We start from the raw sequence: 18,758 nt of genomic DNA, 5'->3' as shown, positions 1-18,758 counted from the left end.
CGCCGGCTGGCCCGTTGCGGGTCGGCCCGATGCAAGCGGTAGACCCCTCCCATACCGGACCCTCGGCTCGGCCTTGCTGGGTCGTGCCCGGCCAGACACTGATCTCTCACCAAAAGGAAAATCGCGACATGCGTAGTCAGGCATACAGCATTGTCTTGGCGCTGGCCGCATCGATAACGCCGTGCACTGCACTCGCGGGCGGCAATGCCGGCACCGAGCCGGCCTGCCACGTGGGGGCCTACCGGCTGGCCGATGGCGAGGTCATCGACATCAATGCCAGCAGCGTGCCGGGCGTGGTGCGCTGGCACCGCGTGGATGGCCGCACCGGCTCCCTCGCCCGGTCCGCCGATGGCATGTGGCGCGGGCAGGCGGGGTGGACCCCGCTGGAGGATCCGCTTGCGGTGCGGTTCGGCGGTTGCGGGGAGGGCTGGATCACTTTCGATAACCGCGACGGCACGCGGGTGGCGCTGGACGTCACCGACACGCGTTTCGCTGCCGAGGGCGTCACCCTGCGCGGTCGCCTGGTCATGCCGGAGGGCGGCGGCGCTGCGCCGGTGGTCGTCCTCGTCCATGGTTCTGAGCGTTACTCCGGCGTCGACTACTACCACCTGCAGCACCTGTTCCCGGCCAAGGGAATAGGTGTGTTCGTGTATGACAAGCGCGGAACGGGCGGATCGGACGGCAAGTACACGCAGGACTTCGACGTGCTTGCGGGCGATGCCGTCTCCGCGATGTCCGAAGCCCGTCGTCTTGGCGGCGCCCGCGTGGCGCGCATCGGCCTGCATGGCAGCAGCCAGGGTGGGTGGGTGGCACCGCTCGCGGCAACCCGGACGCCCACCGACTTCCTGGTGGTGGCCTACGGTCTTGCCGAGAGCCCGGCTGCCGAGGACCGCGGGCAGGTCATGCAGGAGCTCGCCGCAGCCGGTTACGGGGCGCCGGCGCTCGCGGCGGCGCGGGAAGTGACCGACGCGACCGCCCGGGTGATGGCAACGCGGTCGGCAGTGGCCTTCGCCGACCTCCGGGACGTGCGGCGCAGGCACCGCAAGGCGCCCTGGTGGCCGGTGATGCAGGGCGAATACACCGGAAGCCTGCTTCGTTACCCGACCTGGGTGTCCCGCCTGGCACTGCCGTGGATGGACAAGGGGACCCCGTGGGACCACGACCCGATGCCCGTGCTGCGCGCGGTCACCGCGCCGCAAATGTGGATCATCGCCGAGCACGATACCGAGGCGCCCCCCGCCGAAACGCTGCGTCGCCTGGCCGTGCTGGCTTCGGAGGGCAAGCCCATCACCACCGTGGTGTTTCCCGATACCGAACACGGGATCGCCGAGTTCACCACGGCGGCCGACGGCACCCGCACGCGGACCCGGTACGCGGACGGCTACCTCTCGCTATCGATGGACTTCATCCGGGACGGTACCGTGGAGCCCCACGGCCATGGGCGGGCCCGGGTCACCTCGGCCAAGCAGCGGCCGGACCCTACCTTCCACGCAACCCGATAATCGGTACCTGCGTCGGTGCGGGGCGGCGCGTCGGCTGGCCCCGCCGCTTTGGCGGAAGGGCCAGCCGGGGGTTTTGGATACGCCTCAGTTGCAGACGTTCTGGTACACGCACGCCACCCATTCGGGGTGGTCGATGAAGGGGTTGCGGTTGCCCTGGTAGCTGTAGATCGCGTCGTTGCGCATGCGTTCGGCCTCGGTCACCGGGTCGGCCGCATGCCACTGCAGCAGGACCGACAGCAGGCCCATGTAGGCGATGCTGGCATTGCCGCTGGTGGTCTTGATCAGGCCCAGGTCGTTGGTCAGGCGCAGGTCCGGCTCGTTCACACCGGTGACGTTGTGCTTGCCGCCCTCGTAGCGCACGTCCATGTACAGCAGTGCGCGCGCAACGTTGCCCTTCAGCTTGCCCCACGTCTGCCAGATGCTGCTGTTGGCCCAGTTGGAATTGCCGGGAAACACCCCGCTGCCGCCGCCCTGTCCCGCATAGGACTGGGTCGGATACTCGGTGCAGCTGGAGGTGCAGTTGCCGTAGGGCTTGTTGCCGCGCGAGCTGTTGTAGCTGCTGTCGGACAGCATCAGCATGTGCATGTCGGTGTACGGGTAGTTGGCCGCGCCATCGGTGGGGAAGCCGTACGACTTGGGCCAGGTGTGCTCGCGGTTGTAATACGTGTTGCCGCCACCGACCTCGGCGTACGACGCGTTCTTGTAGATGTCGAGGATGCGGTTGGCGTTGAGCGGGTCTTCGTCGGCGAACTCCAGCACGTCCCAGGTGTCGGTCGCGGTGGACGTGTAGGGGAAGCGCTTGTGGTCGTCGATCACCGCGTGCAGCGTGGCACGCAGGTTGGCAGCGCTGGAGGTGTTGACGCCGCTGTAGTAGCCCGTCGGCGCGGGGGATGGCGGGGGCGTGCTGCCGCCACTGAAGCTCTGCCCGGCATTGCAGGCGCCAAACGAATGCGCGCGCGGCGATTGCCAGCTGAAGTCGGCATACGCGGCGCCGCTGCCAGACAACTGCAGCGAGTAGCCGACCGGCGTAGTGCTGGTTTCCGACGGCAATATCATGGTGCTGGTCCGGCCCGCGGCCGGGCCATCGCTGGCGGTGAAGCTGCCCTCATAGCTCAGGAACTGCACGAGCGTGCCGTTGGCATCGATGAGGGCGAGGCCATCGGGTGCCCCGTTCTGCATGCCCGGCGCGGCGACCACCGCGGTGCCATAGCCGCCGCACTGGTCGGCAACCGTTCCCGACAGGCTCAAGGTGGCGTAGCGCGCACGGTTGCTGCCGTTGTAGAGGGCGATCTTCCAGCCGGTCATGCTGGTGCCGGCGGGCGCGATCACCTCGATCTTCTCGTTGGTGTCGGTGCCGTTGTTGTCGTAGTGGAACTCGTTGATGAAAACGCCGGCGTTCGCCGTCGACGTCGCCAATGCCACCAGCCCGAACAGGCCGGCGCGCAGCCGTGTGCCGATCTTCCCCATGGTGCTCCCCGATATGCCGCTCAGCGGCGAAACCCATGGCCGTCGCATCCATGGGAGCGGCCAGACCGGGCGAGGCTATGCAGGGTTTGTTACAAAATGAGCAGAGGAGAACGCGGTCAAAGTCCGGTCAACCGGGACAGGGGACCACCGATCCCCCCCGGACCCAGGAGGCAGGTTCTTTAGCCAACGCGCGCGGCGTGGCCGCGGGGCATGGGGCCGTCGGCCAGGGGCACCCTGCCCACGACGGCGTCGACGCCTGGTCGCGGTGCGCCATGTGACTACGGGCGGGGCGCCCGGTGCATGTGCATCCCGACCCGGGGCGCCTGGCGGGTGCCATGGCGCGGCGACAGTGGCAACATCGGCCTGGAAGCGGAGCAGATGTAACCGGGGAGCCAGGCATGACAGAAGGGCAGGTCCCGAAGCGCTGATGCAAGGCGCGGAGGTTGGCCCAGCGCCTGGCAAGGGCTCCCGATCGATTTTCTCGCCCCGGCGGGTGAGCTCGCCGGGGCGGGCGTACAGTCGAGGTGGCTGGATGAGCCAGCCACTCGCGATTCGACCAGGCCGACGCCGCTTCCCGGCGCGGCCCAATGCAGGTGACAGGTGTGACTGAATTTCGATTCCTGCTGGCCGTTGCGGGCGCTGCCCTGCTGATGGGCGCCCCCTCGCTGGCCGAGGTGAAGCCCATCGAGTTCACTCCCCGGACCGGTTTCAGTGGGGAAAGCGAGGGCAACGGGACCCTGACGTTCCTGCTTGGAAAGCCACGTCCCTTTCGCGTGGAAAGCCTTGGAAGGACACAGGCAGACGGCACCTTCCGCCTCGAACAGAGAATTTTCTTCCAGGGAAAACCGCCCCGGGATCGGGTCTGGGTGATCACCAGCGTCGGCCCCGGTCGCTACTCCGCCACGCTCAGTGACGCGGCCGGTCCTGTCACGGGAGTGACGTCCGGCTCGCGCTTGACCCTGCACTATCGGGCCAAGGGCCCGCTCTTCGTGCGCCAGGACCTGAGGTTGCTGCCGGACGGAAGAACCATCGACAACGTCGGCGTCATCACGCTGTTCGGCATCCCGGTGGGCCACCTGAAGGAAACCATCATCCGGAAGAGTGCCGGCCGCGAATCCGGCAATCCACTGTAGCCAGCGCCGCGTCGCGGCGGTGCCTAGTCCGTTGCCAGGACCCGTGATACCGCGGCCCGCCACTGCAACGGATATCCCCGCGACGCAACGCGTGCGCCAGGCCGTGCGCGAGAACGTTCTCTCCGACCCCTCTCGCATCACCGAGGCTGATTACATGGCCGCCCTGGGTGCGTTGGGCCGCACATGGGTCATCGAAGTAGACGGCCGGGTCCTCGCGTTTGCGACCGATTATCGGACCGGCACTGTGTGGGCGATGTTTGTCGACCCCGCTCATGAGGGACGCGGTTTCGGCCAGGCGCTCCATGCCGCGATGGTCAACTGGCTCTGGTCACTGGGTCACGTAAGCCTCTGGCTGACCACTGATCCCGGCACACGTGCCGAGCGCTTCTACCTTTCCCAGGGCTGGGTGCCGCGTGGCATGGCGCCGGGTGGGGAGATCCGGCTTGAGCTCGTCGGCCCCGGCAAGTGACCCGACCCCGGGCCGGTTCGCGGCGCGGTTAAGCTCAGGCGCTAGCGCCCAGGCAGCGATATGTGACCTCTCGTAGTCGCCATTGCCCCGCGCATTGCAACGGCGTGCAGTACTGCACCTGTCACCGCGATGCAGACCAGCACATCCACCGGCGCCGCGTGGGGGCGAGAGACCGTCACGCTGCCCGGGAACAAAGGCCCAAAGGTCCATCCCCTTCCCAGGCGGGATCCAATTGAGGTATTCACCGGAGGCAACATCAATGCGGAGTCGACCACGAATGAGATGATGGCGCGCATCCTTCTGCCCGCACCAGCGCACGCGAGCCCCTGAGCGACCTGGGAGTTGCCGCGCCGCGCAAGCCGTGAACCGAGGCGCCGAGCCTCCTTGGGAGTACATCTCGAATGTCATCAATTTCCAACCTTGTCGCACGCATGAAATACCTCGGCACGTCGGAAGCGGTCATCGCCGCCGTCGCGCTGGCCGTCCTGCCGGCCTATTGGATGAGCGCCGGTGCAGAAGTGGCCTGGTCCGTTCGCCTGCCGCCGCTGCTTCTGGTGTGCTACATCCTCGTCCAGGGCGCCCTGTACTGGGCACTGAAGTACCGCCAGTACGCGCGCGGCGTAGCGCTGCCCCTTTGGCTTGCCGGCCTGTTCCGGTTCTTTCGGTTGTCCAATGTCATCGCATTGGCGGTGGCGGCGGTCGCGCTCGTTTTCACATTCCAGCGCGGAGCCGCCGCCACCGATCTCGCGTGGGGAGCGGGTCTCTGGGCATTCGCGATGCTGGAGCACATCAATTACTACCACTGGCAATTGATGTATGACACGCGCGGCGCGCTTCGTCGCCTGCGGCAAACCCGGCGTCTCCGGAGACCCATGCTGGCGGAGGACATCCTGTCAGCAGGCAAGATCGACCAGGTTTCGGCGCAACAGGCCTAACGGCCCGTTCGGGCCCGGAACACCACGTGTGGCACGGCTTTGTCCTCTGTGTGGCGGTTCGGCTGCCATCGCCGTGCGCCAACGCAGCGGTGCGGGTGCGCGGTTCACTCGGACCGGAGGTCCCTACTAGCCCAGCCAGGTCGTACGGCTGGGCGTGGTGCCGGGCATATTCGCCGGTGTCGACGCTGCGTTGCCTGCTGGTGCCAGGCTGTGGCCCTCGCCCCGGCAGCAAGGCACGATGGTTTCTAGGGTGCGCGTTATCGCGTAACGTCGCAGCTGCGCGGGTTGTAGTGCGATCACTCGGACTCACGGCGGAACCTTGCAGACATTCACTGACGTAATCGATGGGGTGGCAACAGTCCTGGACGGCATCGGAGTGGCCGCCGTCGTGCTGGGTTTGGCGGTTGCGGCCGTCCGGGCGGTCCGTTTCTGGGGGAGCTCGTCCGATCCGTACCGCCAGTTCCGGCAGGACATCGGACGCGGGATCCTGCTGGGGCTGGAGTTCCTGGTGGCCGCCGACATCATTCGTACGGTCGCCGTGCGCCCGACCCTCGACGGCGTACTGGTGCTGGGCCTCATCGTGCTGATCCGCACCTTCCTGAGCATGGCGCTGCAGGTGGAGCTGGAGGGCCGGTGGCCCTGGCAATCCCGCGATGCGGCCCCCGCACAACAGGTACCACGCGACTAGCGGCCACCCAAGGCACTGCAGGCATCTCCGAGTCCGACCCCGGCACAAGGCGCAGGCGGCTCGCCGTCCCGACCCCTTTCCACCGGGTCGACCCGCATTGCACTGTTCGCGGCGCTGACCCGGAAGCCTCCTTGAAACTCCGCGTCGTGTCCCGGTTCCATAAAGAAGTTTCCAGAACAGGGCATCGAGCGCCCTGCCATCACCGCTCGCCCGGGTCGCCGTTCAGTCTGCAGGTGCCGTCGGTGTGGCACTTACTTTTCTTTCACCCGGGGCGCCTAACATTTCGCCGATACCACTGCGCGGCACGACTTAACCCAGCAAGCGCCAGGGGGAAACAGGTCACGGCTTGGCACCATACTGACCCCGTCGCTTCCATTGCGGCCGGATTCAATACACCTTGGGCCCCTAGGTCGGCCCGAGAAGCCTCAATTAAGGATGTCTAGCTAAAGCTTTCCGCCACCATTCCCGTTTCTGCACATTGGCCCATGCGGCCATGTAAAGAACTTTCTCGATGACAGAGCTGCACTCCCATCGAACTGCCAGGAACCTTGTCCTCGCCGGCGTGGCCTCGCTGGTGCTGGGCGGCGTCGTGCACTTGCTCGCCACGGCCCACTGGTCGGTGCGTATCCCCCGCGGCTGGAGTTCGGATTCGGTTTTCGTGGGTGCGACCACCCAACCCGATGCAGCAACCGGCCTCTTTCCCGAGGCCGACACGACCGCGATCTACGAGCGCCACGCGCGGGTCATCGACGAGACGGGCCGCCCACACCGGGTCGTGCTCACCGATTCGTACGTCAATCGCGACCCGCGTACCGGCGAGGAGATCTACGACTACACGCTCCAGGTGCCGGTCGATCCCCGAACCGGGCGCCATGCCACCCCTGCCTATTCCAGCGACTATTTCGTTTTCCCGCGCAACACCCAGCGCCGGACGTATCGCCTGCGCAACACCTACCTCAGGGGGGTTCCGTTCCGGTTCCAGGGCGAGGAACTGGTGGAGGGTCTGCCGGCCTATCGCTTCGGGTATTCCGGGGCGATGGAGTACACCGATTTCTACCGTGGCACGGGGGACGAGCCGGCCATGGACATTCCCGCCGGACAGGAGATCCGTTGCTGGCAGGACCAGTATGGGATCACCTTCTGGGTTGAGCCGGTGACCGGTGTCGTGCTGAAGCTCGCGGAAGGCTGCCAGTCCTGGGACGCGCTGGTGGACACGCGCACCGGTGCATTCCGCGGCAATGTCCTGCGCTGGGCGGCAGAGTCATCCGGCAACGACGTGGTGCGGCGCGTCGAGGAGGCGTGGGGGCTGCGCATCGCTATTCTCTCAAGCACCCGCTACATCCCGATAGGCCTTCTGCTTCTGGGAGGACTGCTACTGGGCGCGGGGCTCATGGCCCTGCGCGCCCGACCTGCGGGAACGGCACCATGAAGCCCTGGCTGCACAGCCTTAATGCCAGGTCGTTCATCGTGCAGCTGCTCGGGCTGGCGGTGGTGCTGGGCGCGGTCGGATTGTTCCATCTGCAAACGCTGCGCCAAAGCGTTCATGGCGAAGCCGCCCGGGTGGGTGAAACCGCCGCCGCCATCTTCCGCGAGGAGCTTGGGCAGCACCCGGAGCGGCTGCAGCCGGGCGTGCTGCAGGGCGTGGCGGATCGGCTGTCGGGCAAGCTGGTGAACGTTTCCCGATTGCGGTTCCTGGACGCGTCTGGAACGGTGGTAGCCGACTCGCGGCCGCTGCAGCAGGATGCGCCCCAGCAGACAGTCGGCGGCACCAGGAAGGGAACCATCCAGATCACGGCACCCATCCTCGGCCGCTACGATCCCGTGCGCCGCAGCAATCAGATCGGCACCGTCGTGGTCGAGGTGGACCTCGCTCTGGCCGAGCGCCGCGTGCGCCGCTCCTTCCTGCAATCGATGCTGTTGCTGCTGGCGCTGATTCCACTTTATTGGCTCATCGAGTATTTCGCGCTGGGTCGATCCACGAGCCGCCGGCTGCGAACCACGGCCAGCGCGGCGACCGCCTTGGCGGCCGGGGATTACTCGGCCCGCGCGCGGGTCAGGGGACGCGACGAGATCGGCCAGCTGGGCAGCGCTTTCGACGCCATGGCCGCGGAACTCCAATCGACCCATGAGCGGCTGCAGCTCGAGATCCACGAGCGGCATGAGATCCAGCAGAGGATCGGCGAACTCAACCGCATACTCGAGGCCGGCGTGGAGCTCGCGCAGACGCAGAACCGCGTGCTCGGCGTGCTCAACGAGCTGAGCCGGATGCTGCAGGCCAGTAGCTCGCTGACCGAGGCACTGGAGATCCTCCCCGGCTACTGCAAGACCCTTCTCCAGGATTCATCCGGCATGATCTACCTGCTGCACCCCTCACGCGACCACCTCGAGCGCGTGGCCGAATTCGGGGCTCCGCAGGGAGATGACGACTTCTTCAACCCGGCCAATTGCTGGGCGCTGCGGCTGGGCAAGACGCACGCGGCCCGGGCTGGCTCGCCGCTGTTGTGCGCGCACATCGGCGATGCCCTACCGGGCGTGGAGTACCAGTGTGCGCCGCTGCAGGCGCAGTCCGATGCGCTGGGAATGCTGCACCTGCAGTTCAACGATGGCGAGGGCGAGGTCGAGGGCGCCGCCCAGGCGACGCGCAACCTGCTGGTCGCCGCGCTGTCCGAGCAGGTCGGCATCGCACTTGCCAACCTCAAGCTGCGCGAAACCCTGCGGCAGCAGTCGATCAAGGATCCATTGACCGGACTGTTCAACCGCCGTTACCTTGAGGAGACGCTGCAGCGGGAGATCGACCGCGCGCAACGCATCGACGACAGGCTGGTCGTAGTGATGCTTGACGTGGACCACTTCAAGCGTTTCAACGACACGTTCGGTCACGATGCCGGCGACCACGTGCTGAAGCAGGTGGGTCGGATCCTCTCCACCAGTACCCGCTCCAGCGATATCGCCTGCCGCCACGGCGGCGAGGAATTCGTACTGGTCTTGCCTCAGGCTGGAATCCGGGACGGCATCGCGCGCGCGGAACAAATCCGGCAGCTGGTCGCGGAGCTTTCGCTGAATTTCGGCGGGCGTCCGCTTGGGCCGCTCACGGTCTCCCTCGGGGTGGCGTCGATAGATGCCCAAACGCGTTCGGCCGATGCGCTGCTCAAGCGTGCCGACGAGCTGTTGTTCGACGCCAAGCGGCAAGGGCGCGACCGGGTCGTGGCCGAGAGCGACCCTGACGCGGTGGAGTGACGGTCGGTATGCCGAGCGTGCGCCAGGACACCCCGGGGGCAACGGGCGGCCTGGCCCCGCCGCAGGAAGGGGGCCTCCGCGGAACCTGTTTTTGCCCGCGCGCGGGTCGGGCTTGGGAATGCCTGGCCGCGAGCGACGAACGTCCCCATTCCGATGCTGAACCACCGCCAAACGCGTGGCATACGCGGGTGACCTTCGGCCTTGTCCGGTGGGGCCCGACCTCCGCTAGTTTCCTCCGGCGGATATGGGCGCGCATCGATCGCCTCGCTGCGTGTCCGCTGTTCGCCGCTCTGCTGGCTTCCTGCTGCCCTCGGGTGGCGACGCCCGTGTTTGCCCCCGACCCGTGCCTCGCGCACGTGTCTCCCTATCCACGCCCGGCCGCCCTGTCGCTCATCCCCGTGCGGTGGCCGGGGCCCCCATCCGGCTTGATGGAATGTCGCAGCTGCCTCCATCCCCCACCCTCCCGCATGCCGCGGCAGACGAGCTGCGGCATAGGCTCCTTGACGCGCACTGGTTTCCGGTTGATTTGGATGTCCATGGTCGGCGTGTGGCGATGCTCCACCTTGAAACGGATGTGCTGGAGCAGTCCACCTTCCTGGACAATCGCATCGCGGCGGCGCTGTCGCAGGCCAGCCCGATTCCGCTGGACGTGGCAGCGACCACGGCTCTGCCGCAGGCCAACATCGGCTGGATCTTCCATACCTCGTTTTGCTGCTCCACCCTGCTGGCGCGCGCGCTGCACCTGCCGCCCTACCAGGTCGCGCTGAAGGAGCCCCTGGTGCTGCGCCGGCTGGCCGACGCGCGTCACGGTGGCGCGTCCATCGACGGGTTGGTGGAACCGGTGACCCGGCTGCTGGCCCGCCCCTGGCATCCGTCAGGCAGCGTGGTGGTCAAGCCCACCCATGCCGCGTTGAATATCGCGGGCGACCTGCTCGAGGCCACGCCGGGCAGCCGGGGGGTGATTGTCACGTCCTCGCTGGAGGACTTCCTGGTGTCGAACATCAAGAAGTCGGCCGAAACCCAGGCCAAGATCCCGACGCTGGTCGAGCGCGCTTTCGCTGCCAGCACGCTGCACTCGCGACTCCCGCGCGTGGCGTTCGAGCCGCCTGACATCCTGGCCGCAGCGGCCCTGCAATGGGCCGCGCAGCGTGAAATCTGCCTGGACCTGATCGATATGCACGGTAAGGACCGGCTGCGGGTGCTGCACGCCGAGGCGATGCTCGACGACCTGCCCGGGACCACATGGCGATGCGCGCAGTGGCTCTGCCTGCCGGTGGAGCGCGAGCCCCTCGTCCGGCGCGCGGAGGCGGTGGCCGGGCGCAACGCCAAGGTGCAGGACGTCGCCTACAGCCGCGCGCGCCGCGATGCCGAGGCACGCCAGTTGCGTGACCGATACGCGCCGGCTGTCGAGCGTGCGCTGCAGTGGTTTGACCGGATCGTCCGCCCGTCCATGCGTCCGCGCGCGATCCCGTTGGCAACAACTTCGGAGGGTGCGTCGATCGCCTTGGCCGCTACGGTGCCGGAGTGCTGAACTGCTCGCCGGGATGGCCTGCCACCCCTACAATGCGCCCGCATCCGGCCCGGATTCGTCCTGAGCTTCCATAGAAGTGGATATCACGCGCGCTGCCCTTGCAGCCCTGCTCGCCGCAACACCGTACGCGGCCTCTTTCGCATGCAGCCCGCCGGCGCCGTTGCCCCTGGTCGCAGGGCCGGCCGGCGCCACCCTTCCGTACTTCGACGCGTCCTTCGTCGCCTTCGTCGGGAGGGTCGTCGGCCACTCGGAAAGCGCCGATGGATTCCCCCAGGTGGAGGTAGAGGTGCTGGATCCGTGGACGCCCCGGCAAGCTTCGGGGGAAATCGTCCGGATCAGTGTTTCGACCTGGAACGGCTGTGACAGGCCGGCATCGCCGGCGGCCGCCTTCATTCCGACGACGTATCCGGTCGGCACCCGGCTGAGGGTGGTCGGCCGCACAGCGCGAATCTTCGACTGGGACATCGAAACCTCGGTCCTTGTGCTCGGCGGCGTTCAATCCGATGCACAGCGCGCCGAGTAGGGGGTTGGGGCATCCGCCCCTTGAACGACATCCCGCGTGTTCACCTGACCCGGGGACTGCGCTGTTCGAGGACCCGTCATTTCCCGAGCCCGCCTTCCATCCTGGAGTTGAACCCCATGTCTCCCAATGGCCTACGCCTGCTCGGTGACCTCTCGAACGTCCTGGAAGCCGGGCTGCTGGAGTACAACCGTGAGCTCAAGTCGAGCTTGAGGCGGCTGTGCGGCGACATCGCCCAGGCCTCCGACCTGGATGTACCGCGTCGCCAATTGGTCCGGGCGGAACTGGACAAGGCGCTGGCGCTTTATGAAAGCGGCGATTACCGAGGTGGCGCGAGCATGCTTTCGCGGTCCAGCCGGCTCTGGTGGGACGGGGTTGCTCCCTGATCCCCCAGAAAAAAGGGCTGCCACTGGGCAGCCCTCCGGTCAACTGCCGCGGCCGGGATCAGAAGCGCAGTTCTGCGCCCAGGGTCAGCGTGTCCACGTCCACATCGAAGCCGTCACCGTCGGCTTGCATGCGGTCGTAGTTCAGGCTCAGGCCGAAGCGCTCGCTGAAGTCGTAGCCGGCGTTCACGCCGAAGTACGGCTTGGCAGAGCTGGCCTCGGCGTCTTCCACGTCGCCATCGATATCGAACGTGGCGACGCCACGCGCGATGCCGGCGCGACCGCCGATGAAGAAGCCCTGGTGGTTGCCACCGAAGTTCTTCTTGCCCACGACGCCCAGGCCCACGCCGTGCAGCTTGGCGCTGTAGGTGTCGAAGCCGTCGTCGTAGGAGGTGCTGTAAACCTGGCTGTAGAAACCTTCAACCGCGAAGTTCGGGTTGAACCAGTAACCGCCACGCACGCCCCAGGTGGTGTCCGACTCGCTGCCATCCTCACCGTCGATGCTGAGGTTCACGTCGCTGCGGCCCACTTCGCCACGGATGAATCCGTTGCCCTGCGCAAGAGCCGGGGCGGACAGTGCTGCCAGAAGCAGGGCAGCGGTTGCGATCAGAGTCTTCTTCATTCTTGTTATCCCTGTTCCACTCATGTCCCGGCAGGCTGCCGGGATCCACGCGATGTTATCCGTACGTGAAGGCTTTGTGAATATGCCGTACGACGGCCCAACATCCTGTTTTCGTCGGCCGGCATGCGCCTGGAACAGCCCGGTCGCGCTCTCCCCGATATCCGCGCGGATACGCATCGGGATCCGCTGCCATGACGGTCGGTGATTGGTCTTCCGGCACTCTCCCGATGTTCGCGCTTGCGTAATGCCGCTACCGGTAGCCTGAGGCTCGCCCATTGCAGGACGCCGGAAGGGGCAACTCGGCCCCGCGTGCCCTGCACCGCGTGTTAAATCGCGCCCCCCCGCGGCCGTCGCCGCCTACCGACAGGGAGAGTGAAATGCGCCAACACACCCGCACCCCAACGGCCGGATTGCTCGGCTCGCACAATGCAACCGTATCGATACGCCTTCTCGCACTGGCTGCCGTCGCGCTCTCAACCGCCTGCGGAAACGACGACCCCGCGGTCAACCCGGCAGCCGTGCCCATTACCGCGCCAGGCAGCGCCAGCCAGGTAACGGCGCAGGTGGGCGAAGCCTCGGTCACCGCGGTGGCAATCCAGACCTCGCAGATGCCGGCCGAAGTGGCGGCCGAGCACGGGATCGAACAGCGCGACGACCTGGTGATGCTGCGGGTCTCGCCACGCCAAGGCGAAATGGGAAGCCTCTCCACGGCGCCCATGCAGGTACGGGCGACGATGACCGGCCTGCGTGGCACCCCCCGGGACATCGTGCTGGAAGAGCGGCGGGTGGCCGGACTGGTGGACCACGTAGGCACCGTGGAGGTCACGCTCCCGGACACGCTGCGCTTCGATGTCACCGTGGTGTCGCCGCAGGGCCAGAGCGGGACACTGGAGTTCTCACGCGAGTTCCGCACCCGCTGACTGCCGGCGCGGGCCGCTGCGGGCCTTCTAGGTGCGCGGGTCAGGGCAAAGGGACCGACGGGTCGAACTTCACCGTGGACCAGACCACCATGCTGTCGTATCGGCGCACGGCGGGGTCCTTCATCAGTTCCCGCTGCCCCCACTGCTCGTACGCGGCCAGGTCGCCGGCATGGACCAGCAGCACGAAATCCACCGGCCCGGAGACCGAATAGCACTGCGCTACCTGGGGCAGCGCGCACATGCGCTTGTGGAAGGCGTGCACGGAGTCCAGCGATTCGCGCTCGAAGCTGACCTGCACGATGACCTGGATGCCTTCAACGCGCTCCCGATCCAGCAGGGCCACCTCGCGCTGGATCACCCCCTCTCGGCGCAGCGCCTCGATGCGCCGGCGCACGCTGGACTCGGACATGTGGGTTCGCGATGCCAGACTCGCATGGCCCTGTCGCGCGTCCTCCTGCAACAGGGTGAGCAGCGCCTTGTCTTTGGCGTCCAGTGGTCGGGCGGCACCCATGGGCGGATCCGTGCATGTGGGGGCGCAGATTGGCGTTTTCCGCCTGGAGCGTCAACGCGATCGCGCGGACTGCGCCGGCTCGCCTGCCTAGAATCTAAGCATTGCCTTTGAAGGAAAACACCATGCCGAAGTGGCCCTGGTCCTACGCCCCCGCCGCCGTATTCGTGCTTCTGCTGATTGCCGCGTCGGCGCTGGCAGGCGACGACGAAGAAGCGCTTCCCGGCTACTGCGCAATGGCGCGTATCGACGACGCTGCCGGGCTGGAGCTTGCAGGCGGGCATGCCGACCTCGTCCGCGGGGTCGCGTTCACCACGCGCACGCCGATGCCGGTGGGCTCGGTCAGCAAGACCCTGATCGGCGTGGCACTGGCGCAACTCGCGCGCGACGGCCAGCTGGACCTGGATGCCCCGCTGGAGGCCGCCCTGGGATGGCCGGTCGAAAACCCCGCCCACCCCGGGCGCCCGGTCACGCTGCGGCAGCTCGCCACCCATAGCAGCGGCATGTATGACGACGAGACCGATTATCGCGCCGCGTACGTGCCGCTCGCGACGCAGCCGATGGCGTTGGAGGCATACCTCAAGGCGTACCTGGGGGCGGGGTCCGACACCCGGCGGCCGAACCGGTTCCGCGAATGGGCACCGGGAACGCGGTACGAGTACAGCAACATCGGCGCCGCGCTGGCGGCACTGGCAGTGGAACAGCAGACCGGCATGGCGTTTGCCGACTACGTGCGAAGCCGCATCCTGCAGCCGCTGGGCATGGACGACAGTGGCTACCCGGGCTTTGCGCATGGTCCGGCAGCCGTACCGAGGGCCACCCTGTACGAGGGTGGCGACCCGGTCCCGCCGTACCAGCTGGTCACCTATCCCGATGGCGGGCTGGTTTCGACCTGCAGCGACATGCAGCGATTCGCCGAGGCGGTGCTGAAGGCAAGGCTCGGTGCGCCGTCATCGCTGGACCCGGCGGTGGTGGCGCTGATGCTGGAGCCGCAGTGGACCAAGCCCCTGCGTGGCGCGCCGGCACGGGTGGAGAACCACGGGCTGTTCTGGGAGATGCGGGCCAGCGGGTCGATCGGGCACACCGGGGGCGACCCCGGGCTGACGACGGTACTGGCCATCGACCCCAGCCTTCGCCTGGCGCGGGTGCAACTGACCAACACGGGCCTGGACGACAACGCCGCGGCGGTGGCGGAATTCAAGTCCCTTTGGAGCGCGCTTGAGGAGGACGCACCCCGTGCACACGCCTCGGCGGACCACGCGGACTGAGGTTACGAACCCCGGCTCGGAAGCGATGCGGCACCATCGGGCCAACGCCCCGGGCCCGGTGCCGGTGCAGGCCCGCCCACGCGTCACGCGTCACGTTGCATGGCCACCGCACGGCCCATGATCGACCTCCCGACAGGTTGAAGTCCGGAGGCGCGATGTTTTTCGACAGTGGGTCCACCCTGCTCCGCACGCTGGTCGTTGGCGTCCTGGCCTACGTGGCACTGGTCGCACTGTTGCGCCTGTCGGGCAAACGCACCTTGTCGAAGTGGAATGCGTTCGACCTGGTGGTGACAGTGGCCTTCGGCTCCGTGCTGGCCACCTCGCTGCTGTCCAGGGACACGTCGCTGGCGCAGGGCGTGATGTCCTTCGCGGTGCTGGTGGGGCTGCAATGGTGCATCACCCGGTTGTCGGTACGCTTCCCGACGGTCGAACGCTGGGTGAAGGCCGAGCCGCGGTTGCTGCTTGTGAATGGCCGGGTGCTTGAAGACGCGCTGCGCAGGGAGCGGGTCACGGAAACCGAGCTGCGCGCCGCCGTGCGCAGCCAGGGCTTCACCGCGATGGAGGACATCGAGGCAATCGTGCTGGAAACCGACGGCGCCTTCAGCGTGATCCGGCAACACGGCAGCACCGTGTCAGCACTGTGCGACGTCAAGGGCCACGAGGCGACCGGGCAGTGACCGGGTGTTGCCCGCAAGGCAACCAGGCGGAGGGATACGCCGCCGAGCCCCACACGCAGGGGCGTCCGCGAAACCCCGGTACACGCCAGTGAAGCGCACCAGACTGCATCACCCGCGACAGCGGCTGAAGCCGGTCCGACCGCGGCCACCGTGCGCCGGTGCCGACGCTGGGCCGCCACGCGCGTCCAGGTAGCCGCATGGCGATGCGTTTGCGAATGGGGTTGCGCTGCTCGCCGCCAGCCTGGCGGCGCCGGCAGTGGCCAGCGAGGACGCGATCACCCGGCCGGATGGCAGCGCCATGCACGCCGCCTACCTGATGGCGGCACGCCGCAATGCCGCGGATGCGGCGCTGCAGGCCGCGCATGCGCGGCTGCTGGCAAGCGTGCAAGCGAACGACATGGGTTACATGGGCGACTGCCCTGCGCGCTGGCAGACGAACATGTCGCATGGCGCGCGTACCGCACGGGGGCCTGCGAGCTGGCCGGGGCCGCCACCGGTGCCGGCGGGACCTGGCCCACGGTGCACGCACTGGCGTGCGAAGGCGGGATAACGCGCCGTCGGGAGGCCGAAGTGGCGGCCGCGCTGGCGTGCATCGAGGCGCAGGCGCTCCAGCACCGCGCACACACCCTGGGCGGGTGCCTTGCACCCCTGGCGCCCACGCTCGAGTACGGCGAGGACGGGGACGAGGGCTGGCGTTCACCGCCCACCGGACGGGCGGCGTGGGTGGTTTCCCCTCCCCTGCACGGGGGCACTGCCGGATGGGATCCCGCGCAGCGCGCGCGGATGCTGGGGTCCAACTTCCCTCCTGGACCCGACCATGCGCATCCACCGCCCCTCCCGCGCCCTCCTTGCCCTGGCCATCTCCGCCGGCCTGGCCTGCCCGCTGGCCGCGCAGGCCGAAGCGCTCATCTCCAGTGACCTCAAGCAGCGCCTCGACACCGCGCCGCTGCACGAGGTGGTGGTGACCTTCAGCGACCGCAGCCAGATCGCCCGGCTGGCCAACCTGGCCGCCACCACCCGCCCGCTGCAGGTGCTGCCGATGGCCGGCGCGGTGCTGACCTCGTCGCAGGTCCAGCAGGTGGCGCAGTGGGAAGGCGTGGAGAGCATCTACTTCAATGCACCGCTGGAGTACTTCAACTACGAGGCCGGCGAGATTACCGGTGGCCATGCCGTGCAGGACCAGATCGGGCTGAAGGGCGCGGGAGTGACAGTGGCAGTGCTCGACTCGGGCATCGATGCCAACCACCCCGACCTGCAGTTCGGCAGCAAGACCATCCAGAACGTCAAGATCGTGGGCGACCTGGGCCTGACCGGCACCACCGCCTACCTGGAGAACCAGGTCAACACCGACACCTCCAGCGGGCACGGCACCCACGTGGCCGGCACCGTCGGCGGTACCGGTTTTGCGTCGGCCGGCGACCCGCGCCGCCCGAACTACTACGACGGCATCGCACCGGAAGCCAACCTGATCGGCCTGGGCACTGGCGAGGGATTGAACATCCTGTTCGCGCTGCAGGGCTTCGATTACGCACTGGCCAACCAGGAGCGCTACGGGATCGACGTGATCACCAATTCCTGGGGCAGCTCGGTCAGCGTCTACGACCCCAACAACCCCATCAACCAGGCCAGCTTCGAGGCCTACAAGCGCGGCATGGTGGTGGCGTTCGCCGCCGGCAACGACGGCCCCGACGAGGACACCCTCAATCCGTACGCGATCGTGCCGTGGGTCATCAACGTCGGCTCGGGCACCAAGGCCGGCGACCTCTCGGACTTCTCCAGCCGCGGCGTTGCCGGTGACCCGTACAAGCACATCGACGTGGTCGCCCCGGGCTCGGGCATCTGCTCGACCCGCGCACCGGGCACCGCGATCGGCGCGCTCGGCCCGGTGGTGGATCCGACCAACCCCACCTACACCGCGTACTACCACTGCATCAGCGGCACCAGCATGGCCACCCCGTTCGTGGCCGGCACCGCTGCGCTGCTGCTGGAAGCCAACCCGGAGCTGTCACCGGACCAGATCGAACAGATCCTGATGGACAGCGCCACCCCGATGCCGGGCTACGCGTTCCACCAGGTAGGCGGCGGCTACATCAACGTGCTCCAGGCGGTGGACCTGGCCTCGCGTACGGAAGGCAACCGCCAGGCATTCCTCGACGGCGTCACCGCGTGGTCCAGCCAGGGCATGTGGAACACCACGCCCGACAACCACGCGCTGCTGGACTACAGCGGCAACTGGAAGACGGTCTCCAGCACCACCAGCACCGATGGCCGCCACGTCGCCGCGTCGGTGACCCGCAAGTCCGTGCCGCGGCTCAACCTGGCGTTCCAGGGCGAGGCCATGCAGCTGCTGTACCCCCGCAACCCCAAGGGTGGGCTGGCCGACGTGTACGTCGACTCGGTGTTCCGCGGGCGGATCAGCTTCTATGACGCCACCGGCGCCTCCAACGGCCGGTTTGCCCTGAACAACCTGTCCAGCGGGCTGCACCGTGTGGAGCTGCGGGGCGTGCAGGGCGCGGTCTATTTCGACGGCGCCTTGCTCGACGGCGGGCTGTTCGCCACCAGCACCCAACTGGTCCGCGAGACGCAGACCTTCACCGGCACCATGGGACCGTCGGCGGAGAACCTGGAGATCGACGAGTTCCAGTTCGAGGTCGGCCTGGACGTGACCACCATCCAGGCCACGCTGGGCTGGGACGGCGGCGTGGACATCGACTTCAGCCTGCTCGACCCCGCCGGGGTGGAAGTCGCCTCCGGCGCCACCCTCGCCAACCCCGAGACACTGGAGTTCGCGGTGACCGAGCCGGGCACCTACACCTACCAGGTGAAGGGCTATGCCACGGTGCTGGCCAACTACACGCTGGAAAGCACCCTGACCCGCGCGGTGGAAACGCCGTAACA

17 protein-coding genes are annotated in these 18,758 nt (G+C 67.6%); 14 read left to right on the top strand and 3 right to left on the bottom strand.

The features are described from left to right. Window positions 1-128: 128 nt before the first annotated feature. Window positions 129-1,502 (top strand): alpha/beta hydrolase family protein, encoded by a 1,374-nt coding sequence (locus ACJQWL_RS08420; RefSeq protein WP_330968834.1) that lies wholly within the window; start codon window positions 129-131, stop codon window positions 1,500-1,502. Between the two features lie 84 nt (window positions 1,503-1,586). On the opposite strand, the gene ACJQWL_RS08415 is transcribed toward ACJQWL_RS08420, so the two are convergent. Then, entirely contained in the window at window positions 1,587-2,969 is a 1,383-nt protein-coding gene (locus ACJQWL_RS08415) for an endonuclease (RefSeq protein ID WP_330968833.1), read from the bottom strand. Window positions 2,970-3,556: 587 nt separating this feature from the next. Between ACJQWL_RS08415 and ACJQWL_RS08410 the strand changes: the two genes are divergently transcribed. The 9 genes from ACJQWL_RS08410 (at window position 3,557) to ACJQWL_RS08370 (ending at window position 11,868) form a co-directional block, all read left to right on the top strand. Then, entirely contained in the window at window positions 3,557-4,102 is a 546-nt protein-coding gene (locus ACJQWL_RS08410; RefSeq protein ID WP_330968832.1) for a DUF3833 family protein, read from the top strand. Window positions 4,103-4,193: 91 nt separating this feature from the next. Further along, entirely contained in the window at window positions 4,194-4,571 is a 378-nt protein-coding gene (locus ACJQWL_RS08405; RefSeq protein WP_330968831.1) for a GNAT family N-acetyltransferase, read from the top strand. 431 nt (window positions 4,572-5,002) lie between these two features. Then, window positions 5,003-5,506 (top strand): hypothetical protein, encoded by a 504-nt coding sequence (locus ACJQWL_RS08400; RefSeq protein ID WP_330968830.1) that lies wholly within the window; start codon window positions 5,003-5,005, stop codon window positions 5,504-5,506. A gap of 319 nt (window positions 5,507-5,825) precedes the next feature. Further along, window positions 5,826-6,194, top strand: a complete 369-nt coding sequence (locus ACJQWL_RS08395; RefSeq protein ID WP_411300824.1) for a DUF1622 domain-containing protein — start codon at window positions 5,826-5,828, stop codon at window positions 6,192-6,194. A gap of 511 nt (window positions 6,195-6,705) precedes the next feature. Then, window positions 6,706-7,623: a porin PorA family protein gene (locus tag ACJQWL_RS08390; RefSeq protein WP_330968828.1), complete on the top strand. Its 918-nt coding sequence runs from the start codon at window positions 6,706-6,708 to the stop codon at window positions 7,621-7,623. After that, window positions 7,620-9,431, top strand: coding sequence for a diguanylate cyclase (locus ACJQWL_RS08385; protein WP_330968827.1), 1,812 nt, complete (start codon window positions 7,620-7,622; stop codon window positions 9,429-9,431). The genes ACJQWL_RS08390 and ACJQWL_RS08385 overlap by 4 nt, the downstream gene beginning before the upstream one ends. Window positions 9,432-9,984: 553 nt before the next feature. Beyond that, on the top strand, window positions 9,985-10,962 hold the full coding sequence (locus ACJQWL_RS08380) for a hypothetical protein (protein ID WP_330968826.1): 978 nt from the start codon (window positions 9,985-9,987) through the stop codon (window positions 10,960-10,962). 76 nt (window positions 10,963-11,038) lie between these two features. Then, on the top strand, window positions 11,039-11,485 hold the full coding sequence (locus tag ACJQWL_RS08375; RefSeq protein ID WP_330968825.1) for a hypothetical protein: 447 nt from the start codon (window positions 11,039-11,041) through the stop codon (window positions 11,483-11,485). 116 nt (window positions 11,486-11,601) lie between these two features. After that, on the top strand, window positions 11,602-11,868 hold the full coding sequence (locus ACJQWL_RS08370; protein ID WP_330968824.1) for a hypothetical protein: 267 nt from the start codon (window positions 11,602-11,604) through the stop codon (window positions 11,866-11,868). A gap of 58 nt (window positions 11,869-11,926) precedes the next feature. Here the strand turns inward: ACJQWL_RS08370 and ACJQWL_RS08365 are convergent, their stop codons facing one another. Continuing rightward, the gene (locus ACJQWL_RS08365) at window positions 11,927-12,487 is read right to left on the bottom strand and encodes an outer membrane beta-barrel protein (RefSeq protein WP_330968823.1); all 561 of its coding nucleotides are present in this window, start codon (window positions 12,485-12,487) and stop codon (window positions 11,927-11,929) included. Between the two features lie 377 nt (window positions 12,488-12,864). Between ACJQWL_RS08365 and ACJQWL_RS08360 the strand changes: the two genes are divergently transcribed. Continuing rightward, window positions 12,865-13,407: a DUF4426 domain-containing protein gene (locus ACJQWL_RS08360; RefSeq protein ID WP_330968822.1), complete on the top strand. Its 543-nt coding sequence runs from the start codon at window positions 12,865-12,867 to the stop codon at window positions 13,405-13,407. Window positions 13,408-13,447: 40 nt separating this feature from the next. Here ACJQWL_RS08360 and ACJQWL_RS08355 read toward each other — a convergent pair whose 3' ends face one another. Further along, complete coding sequence (locus ACJQWL_RS08355) at window positions 13,448-13,918, bottom strand: Lrp/AsnC family transcriptional regulator (protein WP_330968821.1); 471 nt, start codon at window positions 13,916-13,918, stop codon at window positions 13,448-13,450. 122 nt (window positions 13,919-14,040) lie between these two features. Between ACJQWL_RS08355 and ACJQWL_RS08350 the strand changes: the two genes are divergently transcribed. The 3 genes from ACJQWL_RS08350 to ACJQWL_RS08340 all read left to right on the top strand — a co-directional run bounded on the left by ACJQWL_RS08350 (window position 14,041) and on the right by ACJQWL_RS08340 (window position 18,756). After that, window positions 14,041-15,183: a serine hydrolase domain-containing protein gene (locus ACJQWL_RS08350; protein WP_330968820.1), complete on the top strand. Its 1,143-nt coding sequence runs from the start codon at window positions 14,041-14,043 to the stop codon at window positions 15,181-15,183. 155 nt (window positions 15,184-15,338) lie between these two features. Continuing rightward, window positions 15,339-15,860 carry a DUF421 domain-containing protein gene (locus ACJQWL_RS08345; RefSeq protein WP_330968819.1) on the top strand — a complete coding sequence of 174 codons (522 nt, stop codon included), beginning with the start codon at window positions 15,339-15,341 and terminating at the stop codon, window positions 15,858-15,860. 817 nt (window positions 15,861-16,677) lie between these two features. After that, window positions 16,678-18,756 (top strand): S8 family serine peptidase, encoded by a 2,079-nt coding sequence (locus ACJQWL_RS08340; protein ID WP_330968818.1) that lies wholly within the window; start codon window positions 16,678-16,680, stop codon window positions 18,754-18,756. The last annotated feature ends 2 nt before the right edge of the window (window positions 18,757-18,758 follow it).

Source organism: Novilysobacter viscosus (assembly GCF_046600715.1).
GTDB classification, from domain to species: domain Bacteria; phylum Pseudomonadota; class Gammaproteobacteria; order Xanthomonadales; family Xanthomonadaceae; genus Lysobacter_C; species Lysobacter_C viscosus.
The sequence above is the reverse complement of the archived record's forward strand: the minus strand, read 5'-3'. Positions and strand labels throughout refer to the sequence as shown.

What these genes read in the sequence shown, in the direction of transcription:
- ACJQWL_RS08360 (WP_330968822.1), top strand. Translation starts at nt 12,865, where the DNA reads ATGCGCCAACACACCCGCACCCCAACGGCCGGATTGCTCGGCTCGCAC.
- ACJQWL_RS08380 (WP_330968826.1), top strand. Translation starts at nt 9,985, where the DNA reads ATGCTCCACCTTGAAACGGATGTGCTGGAGCAGTCCACCTTCCTGGAC.
- ACJQWL_RS08400 (WP_330968830.1), top strand. Translation starts at nt 5,003, where the DNA reads ATGAAATACCTCGGCACGTCGGAAGCGGTCATCGCCGCCGTCGCGCTG.
- ACJQWL_RS08345 (WP_330968819.1), top strand. Translation starts at nt 15,339, where the DNA reads ATGTTTTTCGACAGTGGGTCCACCCTGCTCCGCACGCTGGTCGTTGGC.
- ACJQWL_RS08370 (WP_330968824.1), top strand. Translation starts at nt 11,602, where the DNA reads ATGTCTCCCAATGGCCTACGCCTGCTCGGTGACCTCTCGAACGTCCTG.
- ACJQWL_RS08365 (WP_330968823.1), bottom strand. Translation starts at nt 12,487, where the DNA reads ATGAAGAAGACTCTGATCGCAACCGCTGCCCTGCTTCTGGCAGCACTG.
- ACJQWL_RS08340 (WP_330968818.1), top strand. Translation starts at nt 16,678, where the DNA reads ATGCGCATCCACCGCCCCTCCCGCGCCCTCCTTGCCCTGGCCATCTCC.
- ACJQWL_RS08420 (WP_330968834.1), top strand. Translation starts at nt 129, where the DNA reads ATGCGTAGTCAGGCATACAGCATTGTCTTGGCGCTGGCCGCATCGATA.
- ACJQWL_RS08350 (WP_330968820.1), top strand. Translation starts at nt 14,041, where the DNA reads ATGCCGAAGTGGCCCTGGTCCTACGCCCCCGCCGCCGTATTCGTGCTT.
- ACJQWL_RS08390 (WP_330968828.1), top strand. Translation starts at nt 6,706, where the DNA reads ATGACAGAGCTGCACTCCCATCGAACTGCCAGGAACCTTGTCCTCGCC.
- ACJQWL_RS08385 (WP_330968827.1), top strand. Translation starts at nt 7,620, where the DNA reads ATGAAGCCCTGGCTGCACAGCCTTAATGCCAGGTCGTTCATCGTGCAG.
- ACJQWL_RS08410 (WP_330968832.1), top strand. Translation starts at nt 3,557, where the DNA reads ATGCAGGTGACAGGTGTGACTGAATTTCGATTCCTGCTGGCCGTTGCG.
- ACJQWL_RS08415 (WP_330968833.1), bottom strand. Translation starts at nt 2,969, where the DNA reads ATGGGGAAGATCGGCACACGGCTGCGCGCCGGCCTGTTCGGGCTGGTG.
- ACJQWL_RS08355 (WP_330968821.1), bottom strand. Translation starts at nt 13,918, where the DNA reads ATGGGTGCCGCCCGACCACTGGACGCCAAAGACAAGGCGCTGCTCACC.